This is a genomic window from Flavobacterium olei, from assembly GCF_039749035.1.
In the GTDB taxonomy this organism is placed as follows: domain Bacteria; phylum Bacteroidota; class Bacteroidia; order Flavobacteriales; family Flavobacteriaceae; genus Flavobacterium; species Flavobacterium olei.
In genome coordinates, this window is the sequence record NZ_JBDKWC010000008.1 from 87,131 (window position 1) to 109,977 (window position 22,847).

Below are 22,847 nucleotides of genomic sequence, written 5' to 3' on the forward strand. Positions count from 1 at the left end.
TTTTCCATTTTAAAAAATACTGAGGTATAAATAAAAAAAACGTAGCATCTTAGAACCTCAGTATCTCAGAGGCTTAAATAAAAATATGAGTATAGAATTAGAAAAATTTAAAGTAAGCAATAGTTTTACTTTTACAATAGAAGATAGTTTAGAAGAAGTTTGCAACGCTCCGGAAGGAAGTGCCGGAATTTTTATTGTATATGCTGTTGTAGGTGCTGATAAAGAACTGATAATGGTCGGTTCAACCGGGACTGTACAGAATGACGGGACTTTGAAAAGCAAGAATGGCGGATTGTACGATAAAATCGTAAACGGACATCAGTTTGCTAAAACAGGAAGAAAATACTCTTGGCCGGCTCAAATGAAACTGGAGAGTATTGATTCTCTTGAAGTTGTGTGGTACGAAACTTTCAATGCAGATGTAAAAGCTATTCCAACTGCTGTAGAAGGACAAGTCTTGCAAAATTTCTTAGATGGAAATGCAAAATTACCACGATGGAATGTAGCATTTTAATTCAATAATTAAAATAATATTAAAGCCTCACTAGAAATTGTGAGGCTTTTTTTTTGGGGCAAATTGAGCAATTCAATGCATGTATCAAAAATACTTTCTGTATTTAAATTTGTATGAAACGAAAATTTCTTTAAATATTCTTTTTCAGTACAGAGAATAAGTCCGTTTGTTATTTAAAATTTAAATTAGGGTAAAATTAAGTTTAAATAAAAAATATAAGGCAAATACTGATAAATTTAGAAAAAACACCATTATTTTGTAATTAATTGGTTTTTATTAGTTTGCTTTTCTATATTTATCACACAAAAACAAAAAATAATGTTAAAATTTGATTTCATTTAGTATAAATGAAATTGCTATCCATGTAAAATTATTATTTAATACTTGTTAAATGAAATATTTCACGAAAGGCTGGTTTATGAATCAAATTTTAAATTATACAATTAATTCCTGTAACAATTTATATTATTTTAAGAAATAGATTTGCTTAAATAATTTGATTTTTACGCCACAAAGTTTTTTATATGAGCCAAATTTTAAACAACAAGATGTCAGATGATTTTATTCTTTGGAATAATTTGAAAAATGGTGATGAGAGGTCATTTTCTTTACTTTTTGAAAAATATTATAAAGACTTAATTAGTTACGGAAACTCTCTTAGTCCATTTGCTGAAAAAGTTCAGGATTGTATTCAGGATGTTTTTGCAGATATATGGCTTTACCGTAACGCGTTACAGAATAATGTAATCGTAAAAGCATATTTACTTTCGAGTGTTAGAAAAAGGATTGCGCGTCTGCATGAGAGAGATCATGTTTTTAGAAAAACAACTACGACAGATGTTTTAGAGTTTCTCTTTGATTTCTCTATTGAAAATAATCTGGTCGAAGATGAAATTACTGCCGAGCGTGTTCTTTATTTAAATAAATTATTAAACGATTTGCCTGGCCGCCAGAAGGAAGCGTTGTATTTACGTTACCATCAGGGATTAAGTGTAGAGCAAATAGCCGATTTATTGGATGTAAATTACCAGTCGGCCAGCAATCTTCTGCACCGTGGTTTATTAAGTCTTAGAAAAGAATGGAAAGGCAGTATTCCTCTTTTAGTCCTTATATCTTCAGGACTTTTTTAAAATTTTAAGAAATAATCAAAAAAAAATCTTAAATAGGTGAGTATATAATAAAAAAAATGTCCTCTATGTTTTTGTAACCTTAATAGTAAGATGCAAAAACGTAACAATTATACCGAAATAGAAGACTTCCTTTCTGATGAATCTTTTCAATTGTGGATTTTATCTAAAGTTGATGAACAAGGCTGGGAAGAATGGACATTAGAAAATCTCAACAGAGCTAAATTAGTAGAAGATGCACGCCTTTTATTGTTGGCAATGAGAGTTCCGGATTCTACATTATCTTCCCATCAGGTTCATCAGGCCTTACAGGAAACCTGGCTTAAAATTGAGCAACGGGAAGAACTTTCTCAAAAGAATTCAAAAATTCAAAAACTTAAAATACAACGATACTGGATCAGCGGCATTGCGGCAGCTGTGTTAGTCGGCATATTTTCAATATGGTTTTTCAGAAATGACGTATTAGACAATGATAATATTGTTACTTATAATGAACTGGTTCAGGAAAATAATGAAGGCTTGGTCGAACAAACCAATAATTCCGAGAAATCACAAATCATCACTTTATCGGATGGCAGTTCGGTATTATTACAACCAAATAGTAAATTGAGTTACCCTAAAATCTTTACCGGAAACGAAAGAAAGGTCTATTTATCCGGCGAAGGTTTCTTTGAAATTAGTAAAAATCCTAAAAAGCCTTTTTTCGTTTATGCTAACGAAATCGTTACGAGAGTAGTTGGAACAAGTTTTCGCATAAAAGCTTATCCAGACCAGCAAAATGTTGAAGTTCTTGTTCGCACCGGTAAAGTAAGGGTAAAATCAAATGATTTGGCAAGTGCCAACGAAGAACAGGAAATTGTTTTACTTCCAAATCAGGCGCTGCGTTTTGTGCGTAAAGATTTTGTGTTCAATAAAATAACCAACATTACCGAAGATCCTGTTCTGGTAAACAGCGTTAGAAATATTGAACAACTTAGTTTTGAATTTAACGATATTCCTGTAGCTCAGATACTTGAAACAATAGAGCAGGCTTATTTGGTTGATATTGATTTTCCACACGAAAAGTTGAAAGATTGCCGATTAACCACTTCACTAAGTGATCAGCCATTGGCAGAAAAGCTGAAAATTATCTGCAAAAGTATTGGCAACGACACAAATTATGAAATGAATGGTAATCAGATTGTAATTATAACTTCCGGCTGTAACTAGAAAATTATAATTGTCTGATTAATTAAAGATAAACCAAAATAAAAACTGATTGTCGAAACTAAAAAAAATAGATAACTGCCTATGTAAAAAATGAATACATAAAAAGTGCCGAAAATGCTGTAACATAATCGACACTTAGATTGATAAATCACTCTCTGTAAAGGGTAATTTATGATGTTTCTTAGAATACACTCGAATAGTATTAATCAAAACAAACCAAAATTATGAAAAAACCTGTTGTCAAGCAACGATTACTTCACCAAATCATGAAAATAACGCTGTTTCAGTTTGTGTTAGCGCTTGTATTTTCAAGTGTGACATTTGCAAATAATGTAAATGGGCAGAAAAAATTAGATACTAAGGTTACAATTATAGTCGAAAACTTAAGTTTAGATAACGCTTTGTCTAAGATTGAAAAATCTGCTCATGTAAAATTTTCTTATAACTCACGACTTCCTCAACTTACTCAAAAAGTAAGTATAGAAGCAAATCAGGAAACTTTGGCTAGTATTCTCAGTAGAATATTAGTGCCATTTAATATTACTTTTTCAGAAGTAAGCAATCAGATTGTGCTTCAAAAAAGTGCAGCTGGTTCGTTTGCTACGTCAAATAATCACGATTCTTTGTTTGAGCTTTTAACCTTTGGACCGATCATTAAAGGAAAAGTTACAGACCAGACCGGGAGTCCGCTTCCGGGTGCAACTGTAATGGCAAAAGGAACCAAGATTACTGTTTTAACAGATTTTGATGGAAATTTTTCAATCGAAATGCCTGCCAATGTAAATCGTCTGGTTATTTCTTATGTAGGTATGGAGACTAAAGAAATAGGAACAGAAAATACAACACCTACTATTGTGTTGACAGAAGCCGGACAAAACTTAAAAGAGGTTATTGTAACTACCGGATACGAAAAAACTTCAAAAAGAACTTTTACGGGAGCAATCAGTAAAATTTCCGGTGCAGAGTTAAAAGTGGACGGAGTTGTAGATGTAAGCAGAATGATTGAAGGTAAAGCTGCCGGTGTGACTGTGCAAAACGTTACAGGTTCTTTTGGTGCAACTCCTAAAATTACCGTTCGTGGTTCCTCTTCCATTTTTGGAGATACAAAACCATTATGGGTAATTGACGGTGTTGTTCAGGAAGATATTATCAATGTCACTTTTGAGGATTTAGCATCTGGAAACTCAGCTACATTATTAAGTTCTGCTGTGGCAGGATTGAATGCAAATGACATTCAAAGTATTGAAATTCTTAAAGATGCATCTGCTACTTCAATCTATGGTTCAAGATCGTTAAATGGAGTTGTAGTAGTGACAACAAAACAAGGAAGAAGAGATTCTCCGCTAAAAATTAATTATTCTGTTGAAAATACTGTACGAACAGTTCCGAGCTATACACAATATGACGTTTTGAATTCTCAGGAATCCATGAGTGTTTTTCAGGAAATGAGAGCAAAAGGATATTTGGATCAAAGTTCTTCATTAACGGCTCGATTTAGTGGTGTATATGGTATTTTAGCAAAACAAATTAATCTTTACGAGAGCTCAAACGGGCAATATGGTGTTAGAAATGAGCAGCCATACGTAAATGAGTTTTTGAAAAAATATGAATTAGGTAATACCGATTGGTTCAAAGTCTTATTCAGACCTTCTATCACTCAAAATCATTCGTTAAGCTTCTCAGGAGGAGGAAAAAACAATACTTTCTATGCTTCTTTGGGATATTATACAGATCCGGGATGGACTATTGCCGACAATGTTAAACAATTATCTTCTAACATAAAAGGTACTTTTTATATTAATGACAGATTAAATATTACATTATCTACGCTGGCTTCTGCACGTGACCAACAGGCTCCGGGTGCTTATGAAAGTAAAAATGATGTTGTATTTGGAAAAGTAAGCAGAGATTTTGATATCAACCCATTTAATTATGTATTGAGTACGAGCAGAACGCTTAGACCGTATGACGATAATGGTAACTTAGAGTATTATCAAAATAACTGGGCTCCAATGAATATCATCAACGAATTAGAAAATAATACCTTAGATATTAAGGTAAAAGATATTCGTTTTCAGGCAGATTTAGATTATAAACTAACTAAGAACTTAACGTATAATTTTACTGGTTCTGCACGTTATGCAAATACGTCAAGAGAACATAAAATTTATGAAGATTCGAATGTTGTGGGAGCTTATAATGCTGGTGTAGGTGAAACTTTGAACACCACAATTCAGAGAGATAACGTGTTTTTATATCAAAATCCAAACGATTTAACTGCACCAAAAGTTTCTGTATTGCCAAATGGCGGATTTTTAAGAAAATTCACAAATGATCTGACTTCATATAACATTAGAAACAGTATCACTTACAGAAATACTTTAAATGAAAAACATGAATTAGAAGGTTTCTTCGGTACAGAGTTTAGATCGGTAGACAGAAACAGTGACAATTTTACTGCCGTAGGTTTACAGTTCGAAAAAGGACTTAGCTCGTTTATTGATCCTAAAATGATTGAAAAACTGGTAAACGAAGGAAATTCGTATTATGAATTCGGAAATGAAAGAGAGCGTACAGTTGGTTTCTTCGGAAAAGTAGGGTATACTTACGATCGTCGTTACACAGCTTCTATTACGGGTCGTTATGATGGTTCTAACAGACAAGGAGATACAGGTTCTTCGAGATGGCTGCCAACTTACACGGTGAGTGGTAAATGGAATATTGCAGAAGAAAATTTCATGAAAAATTCTGAAACTGTAAATACCCTTGCACTTAGAGCTTCTTATGGTTTAACAGCAACTGCAGGACCTGCAACAAACTCACTGGCAATTTTCAAAAGTTTTATTACAGATCGTTTTTCAACTTCAGACAGAGAAAACGCCATTAGAATTGAGGATTTACAAAACAAGGACCTTACCTGGGAAAAACAATACGAGACTAATATTGGTTTAGATCTGGGAATGTTTAAAAACAGAGTACAGCTTACAACAGATGTTTACAGACGTAAAGCATTTGATCTTATTGATTATGTAATTACATCAGGCGTTGGCGGACAATCTGTTAAGCAAGGAAATAATGCAGATATGGAAACAAAAGGTATTGAACTTGGATTTACTACTCAGAATATTATTTCGAAAGATTTCAGATGGTCAACGACATTAAATTTTTCTGTTTACGATCAAAAAATCACAAAATTAGCAAATAAACCAGCTGTTTTTGATTTGATTGCAGCAAATGGAGGAAATACAGTAGGACATCCAAGAAACTCTTTGTATTCTTATCAGTTTCAAGGATTAAATAATGAAGGTTTACCAACATTTATTCTTCAGGATGGTGCTGAAAATAATATTACTGAGGCTAATTTTCAGGATACAAATGATGTTACGAAATATTTGAAATATGAAGGATCGGTAGAACCAAATAAATCAATTGGTCTTGCTAATACTTTTACGTATAAAAATTGGTCACTTTATGTATTTGTAGTAGGATCAGGAGGAAATAAAGTAAGATTAAATCCTGTTTACAGTAACAAATACACAGATCAGACCGTATTTACAAAAGAATTTTCTAACAGATGGATTAATCCCGGAGACGAGAACTTTACCAATGTTCCTGTAATTGCAGACAGATTACTAAACAGAAACTATGGAGAAAATGACTTGCAGATTGCATATAATACTTACAATTTCTCTGATGTAAGAATTGCGAGTGGTGACTTTGTGAGATTGAAAAACATTTCACTTAGCTGGGAATTTCCAAATGACTTTAAAAGAAAGCTGGGTGTGAGTTCATTTACTTTAAAAGGTTCAGCAGTAAATCCTTGGCTGATTTATTCAGACAAGAAATTGAACGGACAAGATCCTGAATTCCGTAATACTGGAGGAGTTGCTTTTCCAATTACGTCACAATATACTTTTGCTATAAATATTTCATTATAATAATAGACTGATTTATGAAAAATATAAAAATAATGTTATCATTAATACTATTAACTAGTATTACCAGCTGTGATGATTTTCTTTCAGAAGTACCAGATAACAGAACCAAAATAGATACACCGGAAAAAATCTCCGAATTATTAGTTACTGCTTATCCCAACAGATCATTTACGCCGTTTGCAGAAGCCATGTCAGATAATGTTTTTGATACTGAGACTACTCAGGCTCCCAGTTTGTACAACGAGGAAAGTTTTAACTGGCAGATGCATACACAGATTGGTACAGATTCTGAATCTCAATATTGGTCAGCAGCCTATGGAGCGATCGCTTCCGCAAACATAGCGCTTGATGCAATTGAGCAATTAGGAAATCCATCCAGTTTAAATCCGCAAAAAGGAGAAGCCTTAATTGCTAGGGCATATTCTCACTTTATGTTGGTTTCTTTGTGGGCAAACCGTTATAATCCGGCTACTGCAGCAACAGAATTAGGCGTTCCTTACATTAAAGAACCAGAAACTGCCTTATTGGTAAAGTACAAACGTAATACGATAAAAGAAGTTTATGACTTTATTGAACAGGATATAACCGAAGGTTTAAAGTATATAACCAATGAATACAAGGAACCAAAATATCACTTTAATGTTGAAGCAGCAAGAGCTTTTGCCTGTCGTTTTTATCTGATAAAAGGAGACTGGGACAAAGTATTAGAATTTTCTGAAAGCATTGGTTCTAAACCGGCAAAAATTAGAAATTATGCTGCTTTTAATGCTGTTGCTTTTGCACAAATGCCAATTGAATACTCAAAAGCAGAGCAGGAAACTAATTTGCTGGTAGCTTATCCAAATTCAGTTGCAAACCGATCTGCATCTTACAGATTTGCGCTTCCGGGCAATAGATCTGATGAAATATTTGGTACTCAGACTAATATGTGGGGTAAAGCACACCTGATCAGACCAAATGGCCAGTATTTTGGAGGTATCAATGTTTTTGTCCCGAAATTGTATGAATATTTTAAATACACCAATTTAACCTCCCGCACCGGTGAGCCTTACACTGCCACAGTTTTATTTAGTTATGATGAAATGTATCTGAACAGAATTGAAGCATTGGTAATGAAAAACAGAATAGCAGAAGCGAATACGGAACTGGGTTACTTTTTAGGAACCAGAACCAGCGGATATAATCCTGCAACAGACATCTTAAATGAGGCCGTTGTAACTACTAAATATCCTGTTGTTCCAAATGAGTTTACACCATTTTATGCTTTGACAGATTTACAAACTTCTTACATCAAGGCTATTACAGAAGCACGCAGAAGAGATTTTATCCGTGAAGGGCACAGATGGTTCGATATTAAACGTTTTAATCTTGTAGTAGAACACAATACGTTAGAATTTGGGAAAATAGTTAAGAAGAATATTCTTGAAAAAGACGATAAAAGGAGAGCATTGCAAATTCCGCAAAGAGCTTCGGATAACGGTATTGAAAAAAATCCTAGGTAAATTTTTTAATTAGAAAGTACTATGAAAATATTAAAGACATATAAAACAGTAATAATTGCGGGAGTTTTACTTCTGTCTGCCTGCGCACACGAAGATCAGCCAAAAGAAAGCCAGTTAGATTTTTCAACACCCGAAAAAACAGAGTTGGATAAATGGATTACCACAAGTTTTCTGGATCCCTATAACATCAATGTTTATTATGAGTGGAATCAAAATCTGGTAGACAATAATAAATATCTGTATCCACCGCAGGTCGAAAAGGTACAGCCGGCAATGGAAGTAGTTAAAAAAATCTGGATCGATAGTTATTCTACTATTGGAGGAGCAGATTTCGTTAAAAAAATTGCACCACGAGAATTTGTATTGGTAGGAGGTATCAATCTAAATACAAATGGTACTGTTACACTTGGACTTGCAGAAGCAGGACAGAAAGTTTCTCTTTTTCAGATTGATAATCTAAACAAAAAAAGCAGAGCAAGCGTAACACAGTTTATTCATACTATTCAGCATGAGTATGTACATATTCTAAACCAGACAAAACCTTTTGATGAGCAGGCGTGGGCAAAATTAACGCCAACGGGGTATACAACAAGCTGGTATGTAGAGGCAATTGCAACTTCAAGATCTTTAGGTTTTATTACAAGCTATGCAAGATTAAATATTTACGAAGATTTCGCGGAAACTGCTGCTACAATTTTGACTAGTTCAAAAGCAGAATATGATGCGATTTTGGCAAGTATTACAGATGCAACTGCAAAAGCGAACATAAAAGCAAAAGAAGCTATTGTAGTAAAATATTATAAAGATGCTTATAATATTGATTTTTACGCTCTAAGAGATGAAGCTCAGAAAAACACAGATGCTGTAATAAATAATTAATAATTTTTCTAAAATAAATATTATGAAAGCAAAACATATATATAATTATTTAATGATTGCTTTGGCAGCCGTGCTGTTAGCATCATGTTCAAGTCCGGAAGTAGAATCAAAATTTGATCAAAATGCTACAGAAAGAATAGCGGGCCGTCAAAAAGAACTGAATGATTTATTACTTTCTTCTTCAGAGGGCTGGAAAGCAGTTTATTACACAGACAGTACGCAATTAGGAGGCTGGACGCATTTATTTAAATTTCTTCCGGAAGGAAAAGTGGATATGGCTTCAGACTTTAACAGTGATACGGGAACGTACAGAAGTCAGTACGAAATCCAGATGGGAAGTACTGTAAGTCTTGTTTTTACAACCAAAAACAGAATACATCTTTTATCTGATGCAGCCAATTATCCTACTGCCGGACTTCTTGCAAAAGGTTATTTAGGTGATTTCCAGTTTTTTTACTATGGACAAAAAGACGGCGATATCCTATTTAAAACCAATAGAAATGGCCACATGTTGCGCTTTGTAAAAGCAACTGCAAAAGACTGGACAGATTTACCAAATAACACACCAATAATTAAAAATATAACAGGCGATATGTTTAGCCCATTGTTTAGATTGTTGGAAATTAATGACGGTTCAACTGTAAAAAGTTATGATTTTGATTATAATACTAATGCACGTTTTGGTACCGGATATTCTTTAGACCCAGCGGTGAATCAAAGCTACGATCTGGCTTTTTCATTTAACCCGACAGGGGCTTTTTCTAAACTTCCATTAGATGTAAAAGGCCAAAAACTGACTGATTTCGTTTATGAAAGTGCCACCAATAATTTTGTAGCAAAAGGTACAAACGGTGTGAGTGCAACTATTAAGTATACTACCGTACCTCCAATTGTGACAGACGATTACAGAAATTTTCTGAGCGGTAAAGGAAACCCACAAATGGTTATAAGTTACATTGCGGCTAACTTATACAATGCGCCTACAACAAGCGAGTATTTTAAGTTTTTAATTAATAAAGTAAACGCAACCTTGCCTGCAGCACAATCTATTGCCAGAGTTCAGATTGTATTTAATAACGTTCCAAACGGTACTTACATTCAGTATCAGTTTAATGGCGGAAAAGCTACGATTGTTCACTGGCTGACTACCAAAGAAGATGCTGTAAATAAAACCATCGTTTTAATGGATGACGGGTGGAATACTGCAGCAGCCGGAAGAGCTTTCTTAACAGATCTTGACAAAGAATTTTTAACTCCAAAAGGGTTTTATATTAAGAAAGAAAACTTTAAAATTACGTACACAAATGTTATTTACACTATGACAAGTGGTGCAAATAGTTTTAGAATGACCGGTTATCAATTATAAGATTTTGGTTTTTATATAGAGAAAAAGCAGTTCAGTGAACTGCTTTTTCTAAATCAAGAAATCAGAAACAGAACTTAAAAAGAATGTTTAATATCTGTAAATAAATTATAATGAAACACGTAACAACGACTAACATTATTTTTGTGTAATGGGGCATTGTACTTTTATGTCTCACAGAATTATATTATGAATACGTTAGGTATTATTTATATGTGTCTATAATTGTTATCATTCCTTTTACAATTTGGAATTTGATACGCCAAAAGAAGGAAGATCGTGCGGAAGGGACAAATGAGTTTAAATTTTCTATTTACAGAATGATGATTGTTGCCGTAGTTCTTGGAATTATGTTTTTTATAACAAGACAAAATCACATTTAAAATTTTAGTTTTATTTTTTTATTTTGGTAAAGGCAGTTCATTTAATGAGCTGTCTTTTTTCATTGAAAGATAAAATAAATTCTAATCCAAATTTTGTATTACAAATTTTATTAAACGCCCAAATACGCTATATTTGTACTTCAAAAAATAAAACGAATACCTTAATATGAAATTACTAGAAGGAAAAGTAGCAATCATTACAGGCGCTAGTCGCGGAATTGGAAAAGGAATTGCTGAAGTTTTTGCTAAACACGGAGCAAACGTAGCATTTACATATAGTTCATCTGCAGCCTCTGCAGAAGCTTTAGAAGCAGAATTGAATGCATTAGGTGTAAAAGCAAAAGGATACCAATCAAATGCGGCTGATTTTAATGAAGCTCAGACTTTTGTAGATGCAGTTTTAGCAGATTTTGGAACAGTTGATATTTTAATCAACAATGCCGGAATTACAAAAGACAATTTGTTGATGCGTATGTCTGAAGCAGATTTCGACCAGGTAATCGATGTAAACTTAAAATCAGTTTTCAATATGACAAAAGCGATTCAGAAAACATTCTTAAAACAAAGAGCAGGTTCTATTATCAATATCAGTTCTGTTGTGGGAGTTTCAGGAAACGCAGGTCAAACCAATTACGCCGCTTCAAAAGCAGGAGCAATCGGATTCACAAAATCTGTTGCGCTTGAATTAGGTTCCCGTAACATTCGCTGCAACGCAATCGCTCCGGGATTCATAGAAACAGAAATGACGGCGAAATTATCAGAAGATGTAGTAAAAGGATGGAGAGAAGGTATTCCGTTAAAACGTGGCGGAAGTCCGGAAGATGTAGCAAATGCCTGTCTTTTCTTGGCATCAGACATGAGCGGTTATATTACAGGACAAGTTCTTAACGTTTGTGGTGGAATGCTTACTTAATAAGTTAACTATTTATGGTTTTTTGTTTATTGTTCTGCAACCAAAAACTATAAACTAAAAACAATAAACATAATATATATGACTACAAACACGATTCTTTTATTATTGCTTTCTTTAGTAATTGCTGGTGGTTTGTCGTACTTACAATATTTTTTTAAAGCCAAAAGTAAGTCCAATGTGATGATACTTTTGGCTTTTTTACGTTTTCTCGCCATTTTCGGATTATTGGTTTTATTAATCAATCCGATAATTACCAAGAATTCGCTTGAAATAACCAAAACGCCTTTGGCAATTGTTGTTGATAATTCGAGTTCTATAGCAGCTTTAAAATCAGATGAAAAGGTTGTTGAATTGTATAAAAAAATCGTTTCAAATCCTGCTTTAAAAGAAAAATTTGAAATTCAGTCTTACCAGTTTGATGCTGAATTTAAGCCTTCTTATAAATTTGATTTTAAAGGAAATCAGACCAATTTAGACGAAGCCGCTAAAAATTTAAAAAACATCAACAAAAATCTGATTTTTCCAACCGTAATAATTACAGACGGAAATCAGACTACAGGAAACGATTATGTATATCGTTTTGATCCTGTCAATAAAGTTTATCCTTTGGTTGTAGGAGATACAACTACGTTTTTCGATTTAAAAATCAATCAGTTAAACGTAAATAAATACGCTTTTCATAAAAATAAATTTCCGGTTGAAGTTTTTCTGCAATACGCAGGAACAAAAACTCAAAATGCAGAATTTACTATTTCGCAGGGGAATACCATTGTGGCTAAAGAGAAAGTTTCGTTTTCTCCTTCAAAAAAAACAGCTTCGTTAAATTTACTTTTGCCGGCTGATAAAGTGGGATTACAAATTTATAAAGCGAGTGTACAATCTACAGCAAAAGAAAAAAACAGTTATAATAATATCAAGAATTTTGCAGTTGAAGTAATTGATCAAAAATCAACTATTGCGATTGTATCAGCAATAAACCATCCAGATATTGCAGCATTAAAACGTTCGATAGAAGTTAATGCACAACGTAAAGTAGTTTTAGTTAAACCAAATCAAATTAGTGAGTTACAAGATGTTTCTATTTTGGTTTTATATCAGCCTACGACAGCTTTCAAAGCCATTTTTGAAAATAATAAATTAAAAACTACAAACACATTTATTATAACGGGAAACAATACCGACTTTAATTTTTTAAACCAACAGCAAAATAATTTAGTCTTTAAAATGAGTGGACAAAGAGAAGATTTTCTTTCTGAATTTCATTCTGATTTTAATCTTTTTGCCATTGATAATATTGGATTTGAAAATTTTCCTCCAGTACAAAATCCGTTTGGGACTATTTCCACAAATGGAAATGTTTCTGTTTTACTTTCTTCGAAAATCAGAAATGTTGCCACAAATGCTCCTTTGTTGGCTTTCGCCGAAAATCAAGGGAAAAGAACGGCTTTTCTTTTAGGGGAAAATAGCTGGAAATGGCGCCTGCAAAGTCACGTTGACAATCAGTCTTTTGAAAAATACGATATCTTTATGGATAAAATCATTCAGTATTTAGCATCAGCAAATTCTAAAAAATCACTTGTGGTAACACACGAAAGTTTTTACAATTCCGGAGTAGAAATTGTGATCAATGCCCAATATTTCAATAAAAATTATGAATTTGACGAAAAAGCGAGACTTACAATTAGTGTTGTAAATGCAGCCACAAAGCAAACTAAAAATTATGATTTATTAAAAGGCAGTAATTCTTTCTCCGCTAACTTAGAAGGACTTCCGGCCGGAAAATATAACTTTACAGTAAAAGAACTAAATTCGAACACCTCTTACGCCGGGCATTTTGAAATTTTAGATTTTGATATCGAAAAGCAATTTGTAAATCCGGATGTTGAGAAATTAAAACAATTGGCGCAACAAACAAACGGAAAAGCTTTTTTTGAAAATCAGGCAGACCAGTTAATCAATACGCTCTTAGAAAACAACGAATACAAATCAATAGAGAAAAATATTTCAAGTAAAACGCCCATTATCGACTGGGTTTGGCTTTTGATTTTAATTGCCATTTTATTGACTACAGAATGGTTCCTGAGAAAATATAATGGGTTGCTTTAAATTAAGTAACAAAGATTCAAAGTTGCAAAGGAACAGATTTTGGAGAGCCTGAAACCTGAAACAAGAAAAACAAAAAATAAATGGACTTCCGGCTGAAAGTATTTTACACTGTAGCGCTCCGCCTTAATTTTACTAAAGCGGCTACGGAATTATACATTTCTCAGCCAGCGGTTTCCAAACATATTCAGGAACTGGAAGAAACTTACAAAACCAAACTTTTTGAAAGAAACGGTTCTAAGATCGCTTTAACTCCAGCCGGAAAAATTCTCCTGAAATACACCAAAAATATATTTGAAATATATCGTGAAATCGATTTTGAAATGAGTTCCTTCAGTAAGGAACGTCAGGGATTATTGCGTTTAGGCTCAAGTACTACCATTTCGCAATATATTATTTCTCCAGTTCTGGCACGTTTTCATCAAAAACAAAAGGACATAAAAGTCAATTTACTGAATGGCAATACAGAACAAATAGAAAGTGCCTTAATAAACAAAGAAATTGAAATTGGCATTGTTGAAGGGCAATCAAAAAATCAATCTATAAAATACATTCCGTTTTTAAAAGACGAACTTGTTTTGGTTTGCCGAAATCAAAATCCATTAGCGAAACAAAATGAAGTTTCTGTAACCGATTTAAAATCAATGAAATTCATAACCCGCGAGCGTGGCTCAGGAACATTGGAAGTGATAGAATTTGCATTGAAAATAGCAGGAATTAAATTTTCCGATTTACAAATCGAAATGCAATTAGGAAATACCGAAAGCATAAAATCTTATTTACTGAATTCGGATTGTTTTGCCTTTATGTCCATTCACGCGGTTAGCAAAGAATTGCTAAATAAAGAGTTGATAGTATTGGATGTCGAAAAATTATCCATTGAAAGATACTTTTACATCATCACGTTGCTCGGAAAATCTGATCCCTTATCAGAATTGTTTATTCAGAATATAGTAACTTATTATAACCTGAAGTTATAACCTATTGTTATTTATGATTAGTAAGTTCGCGATAAACAACGGAACTTTGCAGAGTAAATATCAATATTTTGAAAGCAAAACAACATACAGCATCACGATTATTTGAAATTAATTATTCTTTACAGCAAATACTATTTCTTGCAGTAATCGTTTTATGTATATCTTCGATTATTTCTCCGCCAATCGCGCTTTTATTGGGTGTTTTAGTAGTCAATGTTTTCGGAAATCCCTTTGCCGAATTCAATAATAAAGCCATTACATTTTTATTACAGTTTTCGGTTGTGGGTTTAGGATTCGGAATGAATGCAACGAGCGCAGTTTCAGCTGGAAAAGAAGGTTTTATTCTGACTGTATTCTCAATATTCAGTACATTAATTTTTGGTTTTCTGTTAGGGAAATGGCTTAAAACAGAGAAGAAAACGTCTCATTTAATTTCGTGTGGAACAGCAATTTGTGGCGGAAGTGCCATTGCAGCGATTGCGCCAGTAATCAAATCAAATGAAAGCCAGACTTCGATAGCTTTAGGCGTAATTTTTCTATTGAATTCAATCGCATTGTTTGCTTTTCCATATATCGGACACCAATTAGATTTATCGCAAAAAGATTTTGGATTATGGTGTGCAATAGCTATTCACGATACGAGTTCGGTTGTTGGTGCGGCCAATAAGTACGGTGTCGAAGCTTTGCAGGTGGCTACGACGGTAAAATTAGCGAGAGCATTATGGATTATTCCGATTTCGCTCTTGACCGCTTTTATTTTTAACAGAAAATCCAAAAATGTGGGGACCAGAATCAAAATCCCTTATTTTATAGCTTTGTTCATTCTTGCCATGCTTTTAAATACCTATTTTGCCGGAATAGCAGCTTTTTCTGCTCCCATAGTCGGGGTCGCAAAAATCGGACTGACTGTTACTTTGTTCTTAATTGGTACAACACTAAACCTGTCTACTTTAAAAAGAGTAGGAGTGAGGCCTTTACTTCAGGGAGTTTTGCTTTGGGTTTTTATTGCTGTTTTGGCTTTACTGTCAATTCTTTTTCTCGCTTAAACTATTTGACATTAGAAAATTTAACGACTGGTTTATCGATCATTTTATAAAATTTCCCTTTAAATATAAAACGTTTTTCAATCTCAAAATTAAATGACTTTTTTGTTTTTGCCATAGATGATAATTCATCCGGTAATGTAACTTCAAATTCATCATTAGCCTGGGCCGCTTTATTAAAATAACCCTTGGTTTTGATTATTATATCTCTAAAATGTTTTTTTGTAGTTTCATTTACAACTGTATAGGTGCTTGACCAACTTATACTTTCAACATTGGTAAGCTGGTAATTACTGACTTCTAAAATAGGCTGGTATTTACCTTCAAAACCGGCTACTAAATACAGATAACCTTCAAAAGGTCCGCCTGCACCGCCATTAACATGAAGTAAAGTAAAAGCAAACTGATCTTCGCCAATTTCAACCAGCTTTGGGGTTGGAGATTGTGCAAAAGCTCCGAATGCGGCCACAGCGGGTTGAAAAGATCTCATTTCCCACACATTGTTATTTTTTGCAAATTTTGCTAATCCTAATAAACCGCCGGAAAAACGCCCAGTCTGCAATCCGTCTTCATCATGCACAGAATGATTGAACGCCAGTATTTTAAATTGATTTCCTTTAGAATCAGAATAATCGATATTAGCTAGAAGTCGGGTCGCAACGCCATTTTCGTAAGGAAAAAGGGCATCGCCTTCTACGCCATTCACATCTGTAAAAGCTTGCGGTTTACAATTTTTACAGTTCCAGGCGATGAATGTATTTTTGTCTTCAAAATGATAGAGCTTTCCCGGAAACAATTTTTGCATTGTTTTTTCTGCGTTTAAAGGGTCAGCAACTTTAAGTACTCTTTTTGGATTTAAAATGGTATCGCTTACATTTTTAAGCTGAATTTCAGGATTTTGTGCGAAACCTAAACTCGAAATAAAAATTAAAAAAATGAATGTAATCTGGCGCATAAAAATGGTTTTAGTATAAAACAAACTTACAAATAAAAAAGGACAGACTATATAAACTTATGATAGTTAATTGGTTTAAAAAACGTCAAAAATTAAATAAGCATAAACTTAAATGGTTCTCTTTTAAATTATCTTTAAATAAAGTAAATTTGCACTCAATTAAAAAAACAAAAATGAAAAACTTTAGAATGAGACCAAAACTAATCGGTTTTCTTGCATTAGGTATTGGTTTTTTAACTCTTTCATGGGGAATTGTAGGCCATGAAAGAATAAATAAGGCTGCTGTAATGGCTTTACCAAAACCACTTCAGGTATTCTTTTACAACCACATTGATTTTATTACACAGGAAGCTTCTGTTCCGGACATTCGCAAATATGCTTTAAAATATAAAGAAGAAAATGCGAGACATTATATGGATCTGGAGAATTTTGGTCCAATGGAAAGTTTGCCTCAGACACTCGATGAAGCAACAAAGAAATACGATGCTAAGTTTTTGAATGACAATGGTATTTTACCTTGGTATATTGAAGACATGATGGCAAAACTTACTAAAGCGTTTAAAGACAAGAACAGAGCAGAAATTCTTTTTTTGGCTGCAGATTTAGGACATTATATTGGAGATGCACACATGCCTTTGCATACTTCTGCTAATCACGACGGACAATTGAGTGATCAAAAAGGAATTCATTCTCTTTGGGAAAGCAGATTACCGGAGTTATTTGCTAAAAATTATAAATTAAATGTTCCTGAAGCACACTATTACGAAGATGTGCATAAAGCAACCTGGGACATGATTAAAGATACACACAGTTTGGTTCAGCCTCTTTTAGAAGTGGATAAAAAACTACGTACCGCGACACCAGAAAATAAAGTTTTTGAAGTGGATGCAGAAGGTAAAATCGTAAAAACGAAATACAATTCGGCTAAATTCTCTGATGAATACGCTTCAAAATTACACGCAGATCTAAACGGAATGGTTGAAAGTCAAATGAAAAAAGCCATAACTGCAACAGCAAGTTTTTGGTATACTGCGTGGGTAAACGCGGGTAAACCAGACTTAAGTGATCTGGATGCCACATCTGTTACACAAAGGAATTATCAATCTCTTCAGGATGATCTAAAAATGTTTCAAAAAGGAAATTTATTTGGAATGAAAAATCAGAATGATTAAATTTCTTTGCTAAGAGATTTAGCGATCAAAATACAAAGCCTCAAATTCTTTCGATTTTGAGGCTTTTTTATTTGTGTTTTTAAAGTGTTTTAGCGTATAGCTTAGTACTTTTATTGTGCAGATCTTTAAATTGATATTCTTTCTCTCTCAATACATACGACGCTGACTGGTAATATGAAATGGTTTGGTTAACCAGATTTTTGTTTTCACTTTGCAGTGGAATTTCATCATAGTGAATTTGATATTCCGGTAGATCTCCGGAATTCTCGTTTAGTTTTAACTGAAATTGTTTAATTTCTTTTTTCGGAGATAAAATGGTCAGGACATTATCTTTTATTAATCCCAAATCCTGATAAGTGGCGATAAAGGCTCGGGGCTGGTACTCTGGTTTAAAAACATCCTGCCCAAAAAACTTGCTTTCATAATTGAAATGCATTAATCCGAATAAGGTTGGCATAATATCAATTTGCGACATTAATTTTGTGTATTTTTCTGCCTTTATTCCCGGAGAGTAAATTATTGCCGGAATTCTGTATTTATCTAATGGAAGTTGTGTTTTTCCCGCACTCGAAGCGCAATGATCTGCCACAATAACAAAAATAGTATTTCTAAACCACGATTGCTTTTCTGCCATGCTAAAAAACTGGCGAAGTGCATAATCAGTATATTTTACGCCGCCATCACGTGACTTAATATTGCCCGGAATATCAATTTTATTATTCGGATAGGTAAAAGGTCTGTGATTACTTACCGTCATTATATGATTAAAAAACGGCTTGTTTTCTTTCGCTTCAGCGTTCATGATTTTGATTGCTTTGTGATACATGTCTTCATCGCAAACTCCCCAAACATTCGAAAAAGTTATTTCATTAGCAGAAAAACTGGATTTGTCTATAATCTGGTAACCGTTTCCGGAGTAAAAACTCTGCATATTATCAAAAAACGCATCTCCGCCGTACATAAATTTTACATTGTAGCCTTTTTTAAGAAATACAGATCCTGTAGAAAATTTATTTTTATTGTCTTCTCTTTTTACAACACTTTCGCCTGCAGTTGGCGGAAGACATAAGGTAACGGCCTCCAGACCGCGGACTGTTCTGTTTCCTGCCGCATATAAATTGGTAAAAGTTAAACTTTTTTGCGCCAGGCTGTCTAAAAAAGGTGTAATGTTTTGTTTGTTTCCATACATCTTCATAAAATCGGCACTAAGACTTTCGACTGTAATTAAAACTACATTTTTGTGTTCCTCGGGAGAATCGTTTTTTATTTCCTGTAAAGTGTTATTTCCTGAAATGGATGGAAATTGCTCTTTTAAAATAGCAAATGCTCTTTGGTTTGGAATTGTTTTATAGAATTTAAAGTAGTCTAATTTATTGTTTTCAAAAGCCAGATAAAACTTATAGATTCCGTTTGATTGTAATTCATTAACAAAAATATTTTTTGAATTTTCAGTTCTTGCCAGCCCTGGAATTTCTATTAGGGAAACAATAAATAACACGCCGTAAAGAGCTGTTATTTTTAATTTTTCATTAAAATCCGGAATCTTATCAATGTAATTTTTAGAGTTTTTTATAATGAAATAAGTTATAATTCCGGTAACGGCAAACAAGGCAGAGAATATTGGTATTACAGGGTAAGACTGCATAATATTTCCTATTACTTCATTAGTGTAAATGAGGTAATTAACGGCTATGAAGTTATATTTAACTCCAAATTCGTTCCAAAAGAAAAATTCACTAATTCCATTTTGCAGAATTAGTAATACATATAAAAAGATCACAAATGCAAAAAGCCAGAACCTGATTTTATCTCTGTGTTTCGGTAAAAACAGGAAAAGGGAAAATAAAAATGTTTTTAGTGAAACAAAAATCAAAATGATTCTCGGTAGAGCACCGCCGTATTCGTCAAAAATACTTTTTCCCGATGCAGTATAAAGTAATAAAGAAACAAGACCTGCCAGAATTATATATCCGTACGGTTTATTATATTTTGAATTCGAAATAAATATCAAATAAAGCCATAAAAAGACGGAGGCTAAAACAAAAACAAAGAAATCAGATATAAGGCCTAATGCAAAGATTTTAATGCTTTCGGAAATCGTAAATGAACTTTGCGTAATGGGATGAAAAAATAATACAATTCTAAGTATAAAACTTACGCTGAAGTATAACACGGCAAGATTGTAAAAAGGCGAAAACTTTTTGTAAAAATCCATCTGATTAATTTTTTTACAAAATTACTTTGGGTTGATTAACGCCGGATTAAGTTAAACTTTAACCTTACTTAACACTAACTTAAAGTTTGCTTAAGATGCTGATTTTCTTATTTCTTATAATTGATTTATATCTGAGGTCTAAATTCTATATCTTTGAAAGGCAAAATCAGATGTAAATCTTAATCTTATACGATCAATGCATATTTTAATAGTGGAAGATGAACTCGGAATTGTTCAGTTCTTAAAACAAGGTTTAGAAGAGGAAGGCTATAAAATAACAACTGCCAGTGACGGCTCCAAAGGCTTTGAACTCATTCAGGAACATAAATTTGATTTAATTCTTTTAGACTGGATGATTCCGAAAATTAACGGTTTGGACTTGTGTAAAGCCATTCGGATTAAGGATCAGATAACGCCAATAATATTTCTGACCGCAAAAGATACGGTGCAGGAAACTATAGAGGGTTTAAAAGCCGGAGCAAACGATTATATTAAAAAACCATTTAGTTTTGAGGAACTGGTAGAACGAATTAAAGTTCATTTTAGAAATAAAAAACAAACCGAAATTCTGACACTTGGCAATATTACGATGAATTTATCAAAACATGTTGTGTATAAAGGTGCAGAAGAAATTTCATTAACGCAGCGTGAATTTGAATTACTGGCTTATTTAATTCAGCATAAAGGAAAAGTCTGTACCAGAAATCAGATCCTGAGAGACGTATGGGAAATCAACTTTGAATATGATACCGGCGTTATTGATGTTTTTATGAATGCCATTCGTAAAAAATTAAACCTCAAAATTGAAGAAGATTATATTAAAACCATTCGTGGCATTGGTTATATTGCCAATGATTAACAATGAAAGCATTATCTTTTAAAAACAGGATTGCATTAAATTATATCGTCGGTACGGGACTTTTGGTTTTAGTGGTGTTTTCGGCTATTTATTTTATTGTAAAACTTACTGTGTACAATCATATTGATGAGAATCTGAACATTGAAATTCAGGATCATCTGAAAGAAATAAGAATCGAAAATGGGCATGTAATCCTAATGGATGCTGAAGAATGGGAGGAAAGAGAACATAATTCTGTCGATGTGAATCCCGTTTTCGTTCAGTTTTTGGATTTGAATAAAAAAATAATCGAGAAATCACCAAATCTAAAAAACGAAAAGTTGGTTTTTCATGAAAATAAAGACCACTTTCAGCTTTTTGATACCAAATTATTGGGAAATAAGATCCGGCAGATCCAGGTTCCGCTTCATATAGAATCGAAGAAAATTGGTTATCTGATCATTGCAATGTCACTTTCAGATTCATCTAAAGTTTTAGATAATCTTTTGGATACCCTAATGATTGCTTTTCCGTTCATTCTTTTTATTTTATTTTTTCTTGCGAGATTTTATGCCGGAAGAAGTATAAAACCTATAAATGATATTATTCATACTTCAAAAGCGATTACAAAAGACAGCCTAAAAACAAGAATTCCGCTTCCTAAAACACGAGATGAATTATTTGTACTTTCTAAAACGATTAATAATTTACTAAACCGGATTGAAGATGCAATTGAACGCGAAAAACAATTTACATCTGATGCCTCACACGAGTTAAGAACCCCGCTTACAGTTATTAAAGGAACACTTGAAGTGTTAATTCGTAAACCACGGGAAAGTAAAGAATATGAAGAAAAAATAACGTATTGTATTAATGAAGTTGACCACTTAAATTCTCTTGTAGATCAGTTGCTTTTGATGGCGCGTTTTGAAAACGAAAAACAGAATGTCAATAAAGAAATTATTTATCTCAATGCCGCCGTTTTAGACGTTTTAAAATTAAATGCTGATAAAATTAACGCACGAAATATTAATATGATGTTAGAAGCTCCTGAAGAATTTTACATTTATTCTGATACTTATTTAGTGATTACAATTCTCCGGAACATCATTTCAAACGCAGTTAAATATTCAAAAGCCGACAGTGAAATCAAAATTTTGTTAGCGAGGGAAAATCAAAATATAATCTGTACTGTATCTGATCACGGAATTGGAATTGCGAAAAAAGATTTAAACTCTATATTAAATCCGTTTTTCAGATCAGAATCTTTGAGCCATGCCGAAATAAAAGGAACCGGACTGGGATTGTTTATTGTAAAAAGAATGACAGATTTACTGCATATTAAGTTCAAAATTGAAAGTGAAATAAATAAAGGAACTACGGTTTTACTGGCTTTTGAGGAATATAATAAGGAATAAAATAAACTCTGTAATTAGTAAACCAAAGCTTCAAAAAAACGTTTTTTAACAATAAACTCTCGTTAAGTTAAAATTAAAATTGCTTTTTAATTATTTTATCTCTTATATTTGCAACCGAATCAAAGAAGTAAAAATAACAACAAATCATGATTTCAATTCAATTACATCATCATCATTTACATTATTGCCCTCAAGCGATGTGTTAATGGTATGCGTGTAAATCATCATATTTTAAAACCCGTTTGAGTACATCAAACGGGTTTTTTAATTCTAACTCTCTTTGTACTCAAACTAT

The 22,847-nt window shown here is 33.2% G+C and carries 16 protein-coding genes; 14 read left to right on the forward strand and 2 right to left on the reverse strand.

Annotated features, from left to right (window positions below):
* Positions 1 to 85: 85 nt before the first annotated feature.
* The 11 genes from ABEB31_RS19940 (at position 86) to ABEB31_RS19990 (ending at position 15,957) form a co-directional block, all read left to right on the forward strand.
* Positions 86 to 514, forward strand: a complete 429-nt coding sequence (locus ABEB31_RS19940; RefSeq protein WP_347053420.1) for a hypothetical protein — start codon at positions 86 to 88, stop codon at positions 512 to 514.
* A gap of 524 nt (positions 515 to 1,038) precedes the next feature.
* Positions 1,039 to 1,644, forward strand: coding sequence for an RNA polymerase sigma factor (locus tag ABEB31_RS19945; protein ID WP_347053421.1), 606 nt, complete (start codon positions 1,039 to 1,041; stop codon positions 1,642 to 1,644).
* Between the two features lie 90 nt (positions 1,645 to 1,734).
* The gene (locus ABEB31_RS19950) at positions 1,735 to 2,850 is read left to right on the forward strand and encodes a FecR family protein (protein ID WP_347053422.1); all 1,116 of its coding nucleotides are present in this window, start codon (positions 1,735 to 1,737) and stop codon (positions 2,848 to 2,850) included.
* A 224-nt stretch (positions 2,851 to 3,074) separates the two neighbouring features.
* Positions 3,075 to 6,788, forward strand: coding sequence for a SusC/RagA family TonB-linked outer membrane protein (locus tag ABEB31_RS19955; protein WP_347053423.1), 3,714 nt, complete (start codon positions 3,075 to 3,077; stop codon positions 6,786 to 6,788).
* A 14-nt stretch (positions 6,789 to 6,802) separates the two neighbouring features.
* Positions 6,803 to 8,290 (forward strand): RagB/SusD family nutrient uptake outer membrane protein, encoded by a 1,488-nt coding sequence (locus ABEB31_RS19960; RefSeq protein WP_347053424.1) that lies wholly within the window; start codon positions 6,803 to 6,805, stop codon positions 8,288 to 8,290.
* Between the two features lie 21 nt (positions 8,291 to 8,311).
* Positions 8,312 to 9,169 (forward strand): zinc-binding metallopeptidase, encoded by an 858-nt coding sequence (locus ABEB31_RS19965; RefSeq protein WP_347053425.1) that lies wholly within the window; start codon positions 8,312 to 8,314, stop codon positions 9,167 to 9,169.
* A gap of 22 nt (positions 9,170 to 9,191) precedes the next feature.
* On the forward strand, positions 9,192 to 10,535 hold the full coding sequence (locus ABEB31_RS19970) for a DUF4302 domain-containing protein (protein WP_347053426.1): 1,344 nt from the start codon (positions 9,192 to 9,194) through the stop codon (positions 10,533 to 10,535).
* 546 nt (positions 10,536 to 11,081) lie between these two features.
* On the forward strand, positions 11,082 to 11,828 hold the full coding sequence (gene fabG, locus ABEB31_RS19975; protein WP_347053427.1) for a 3-oxoacyl-[acyl-carrier-protein] reductase: 747 nt from the start codon (positions 11,082 to 11,084) through the stop codon (positions 11,826 to 11,828).
* A gap of 78 nt (positions 11,829 to 11,906) precedes the next feature.
* Positions 11,907 to 13,934 (forward strand): hypothetical protein, encoded by a 2,028-nt coding sequence (locus ABEB31_RS19980; RefSeq protein ID WP_347053428.1) that lies wholly within the window; start codon positions 11,907 to 11,909, stop codon positions 13,932 to 13,934.
* 80 nt (positions 13,935 to 14,014) lie between these two features.
* Positions 14,015 to 14,911, forward strand: a complete 897-nt coding sequence (locus tag ABEB31_RS19985; RefSeq protein ID WP_347053429.1) for a LysR family transcriptional regulator — start codon at positions 14,015 to 14,017, stop codon at positions 14,909 to 14,911.
* Between the two features lie 68 nt (positions 14,912 to 14,979).
* Positions 14,980 to 15,957, forward strand: a complete 978-nt coding sequence (locus ABEB31_RS19990) for a YeiH family protein (protein ID WP_347053430.1) — start codon at positions 14,980 to 14,982, stop codon at positions 15,955 to 15,957.
* Position 15,958: 1 nt separating this feature from the next.
* Here ABEB31_RS19990 and ABEB31_RS19995 read toward each other — a convergent pair whose 3' ends face one another.
* Positions 15,959 to 16,909 carry a hypothetical protein gene (locus tag ABEB31_RS19995; RefSeq protein ID WP_347053431.1) on the reverse strand — a complete coding sequence of 317 codons (951 nt, stop codon included), beginning with the start codon at positions 16,907 to 16,909 and terminating at the stop codon, positions 15,959 to 15,961.
* A 173-nt stretch (positions 16,910 to 17,082) separates the two neighbouring features.
* Between ABEB31_RS19995 and ABEB31_RS20000 the strand changes: the two genes are divergently transcribed.
* Complete coding sequence (locus ABEB31_RS20000; RefSeq protein ID WP_347053432.1) at positions 17,083 to 18,081, forward strand: zinc dependent phospholipase C family protein; 999 nt, start codon at positions 17,083 to 17,085, stop codon at positions 18,079 to 18,081.
* A gap of 79 nt (positions 18,082 to 18,160) precedes the next feature.
* Here the strand turns inward: ABEB31_RS20000 and ABEB31_RS20005 are convergent, their stop codons facing one another.
* Positions 18,161 to 20,296, reverse strand: a complete 2,136-nt coding sequence (locus ABEB31_RS20005; RefSeq protein ID WP_347053433.1) for an LTA synthase family protein — start codon at positions 20,294 to 20,296, stop codon at positions 18,161 to 18,163.
* Positions 20,297 to 20,492: 196 nt separating this feature from the next.
* On the opposite strand from ABEB31_RS20005, the gene ABEB31_RS20010 reads away from it, so the two are divergent.
* The gene (locus ABEB31_RS20010; protein ID WP_347053434.1) at positions 20,493 to 21,155 is read left to right on the forward strand and encodes a response regulator transcription factor; all 663 of its coding nucleotides are present in this window, start codon (positions 20,493 to 20,495) and stop codon (positions 21,153 to 21,155) included.
* Between the two features lie 2 nt (positions 21,156 to 21,157).
* Complete coding sequence (locus tag ABEB31_RS20015; protein ID WP_347053435.1) at positions 21,158 to 22,552, forward strand: sensor histidine kinase; 1,395 nt, start codon at positions 21,158 to 21,160, stop codon at positions 22,550 to 22,552.
* Positions 22,553 to 22,847 lie beyond the last annotated feature (295 nt).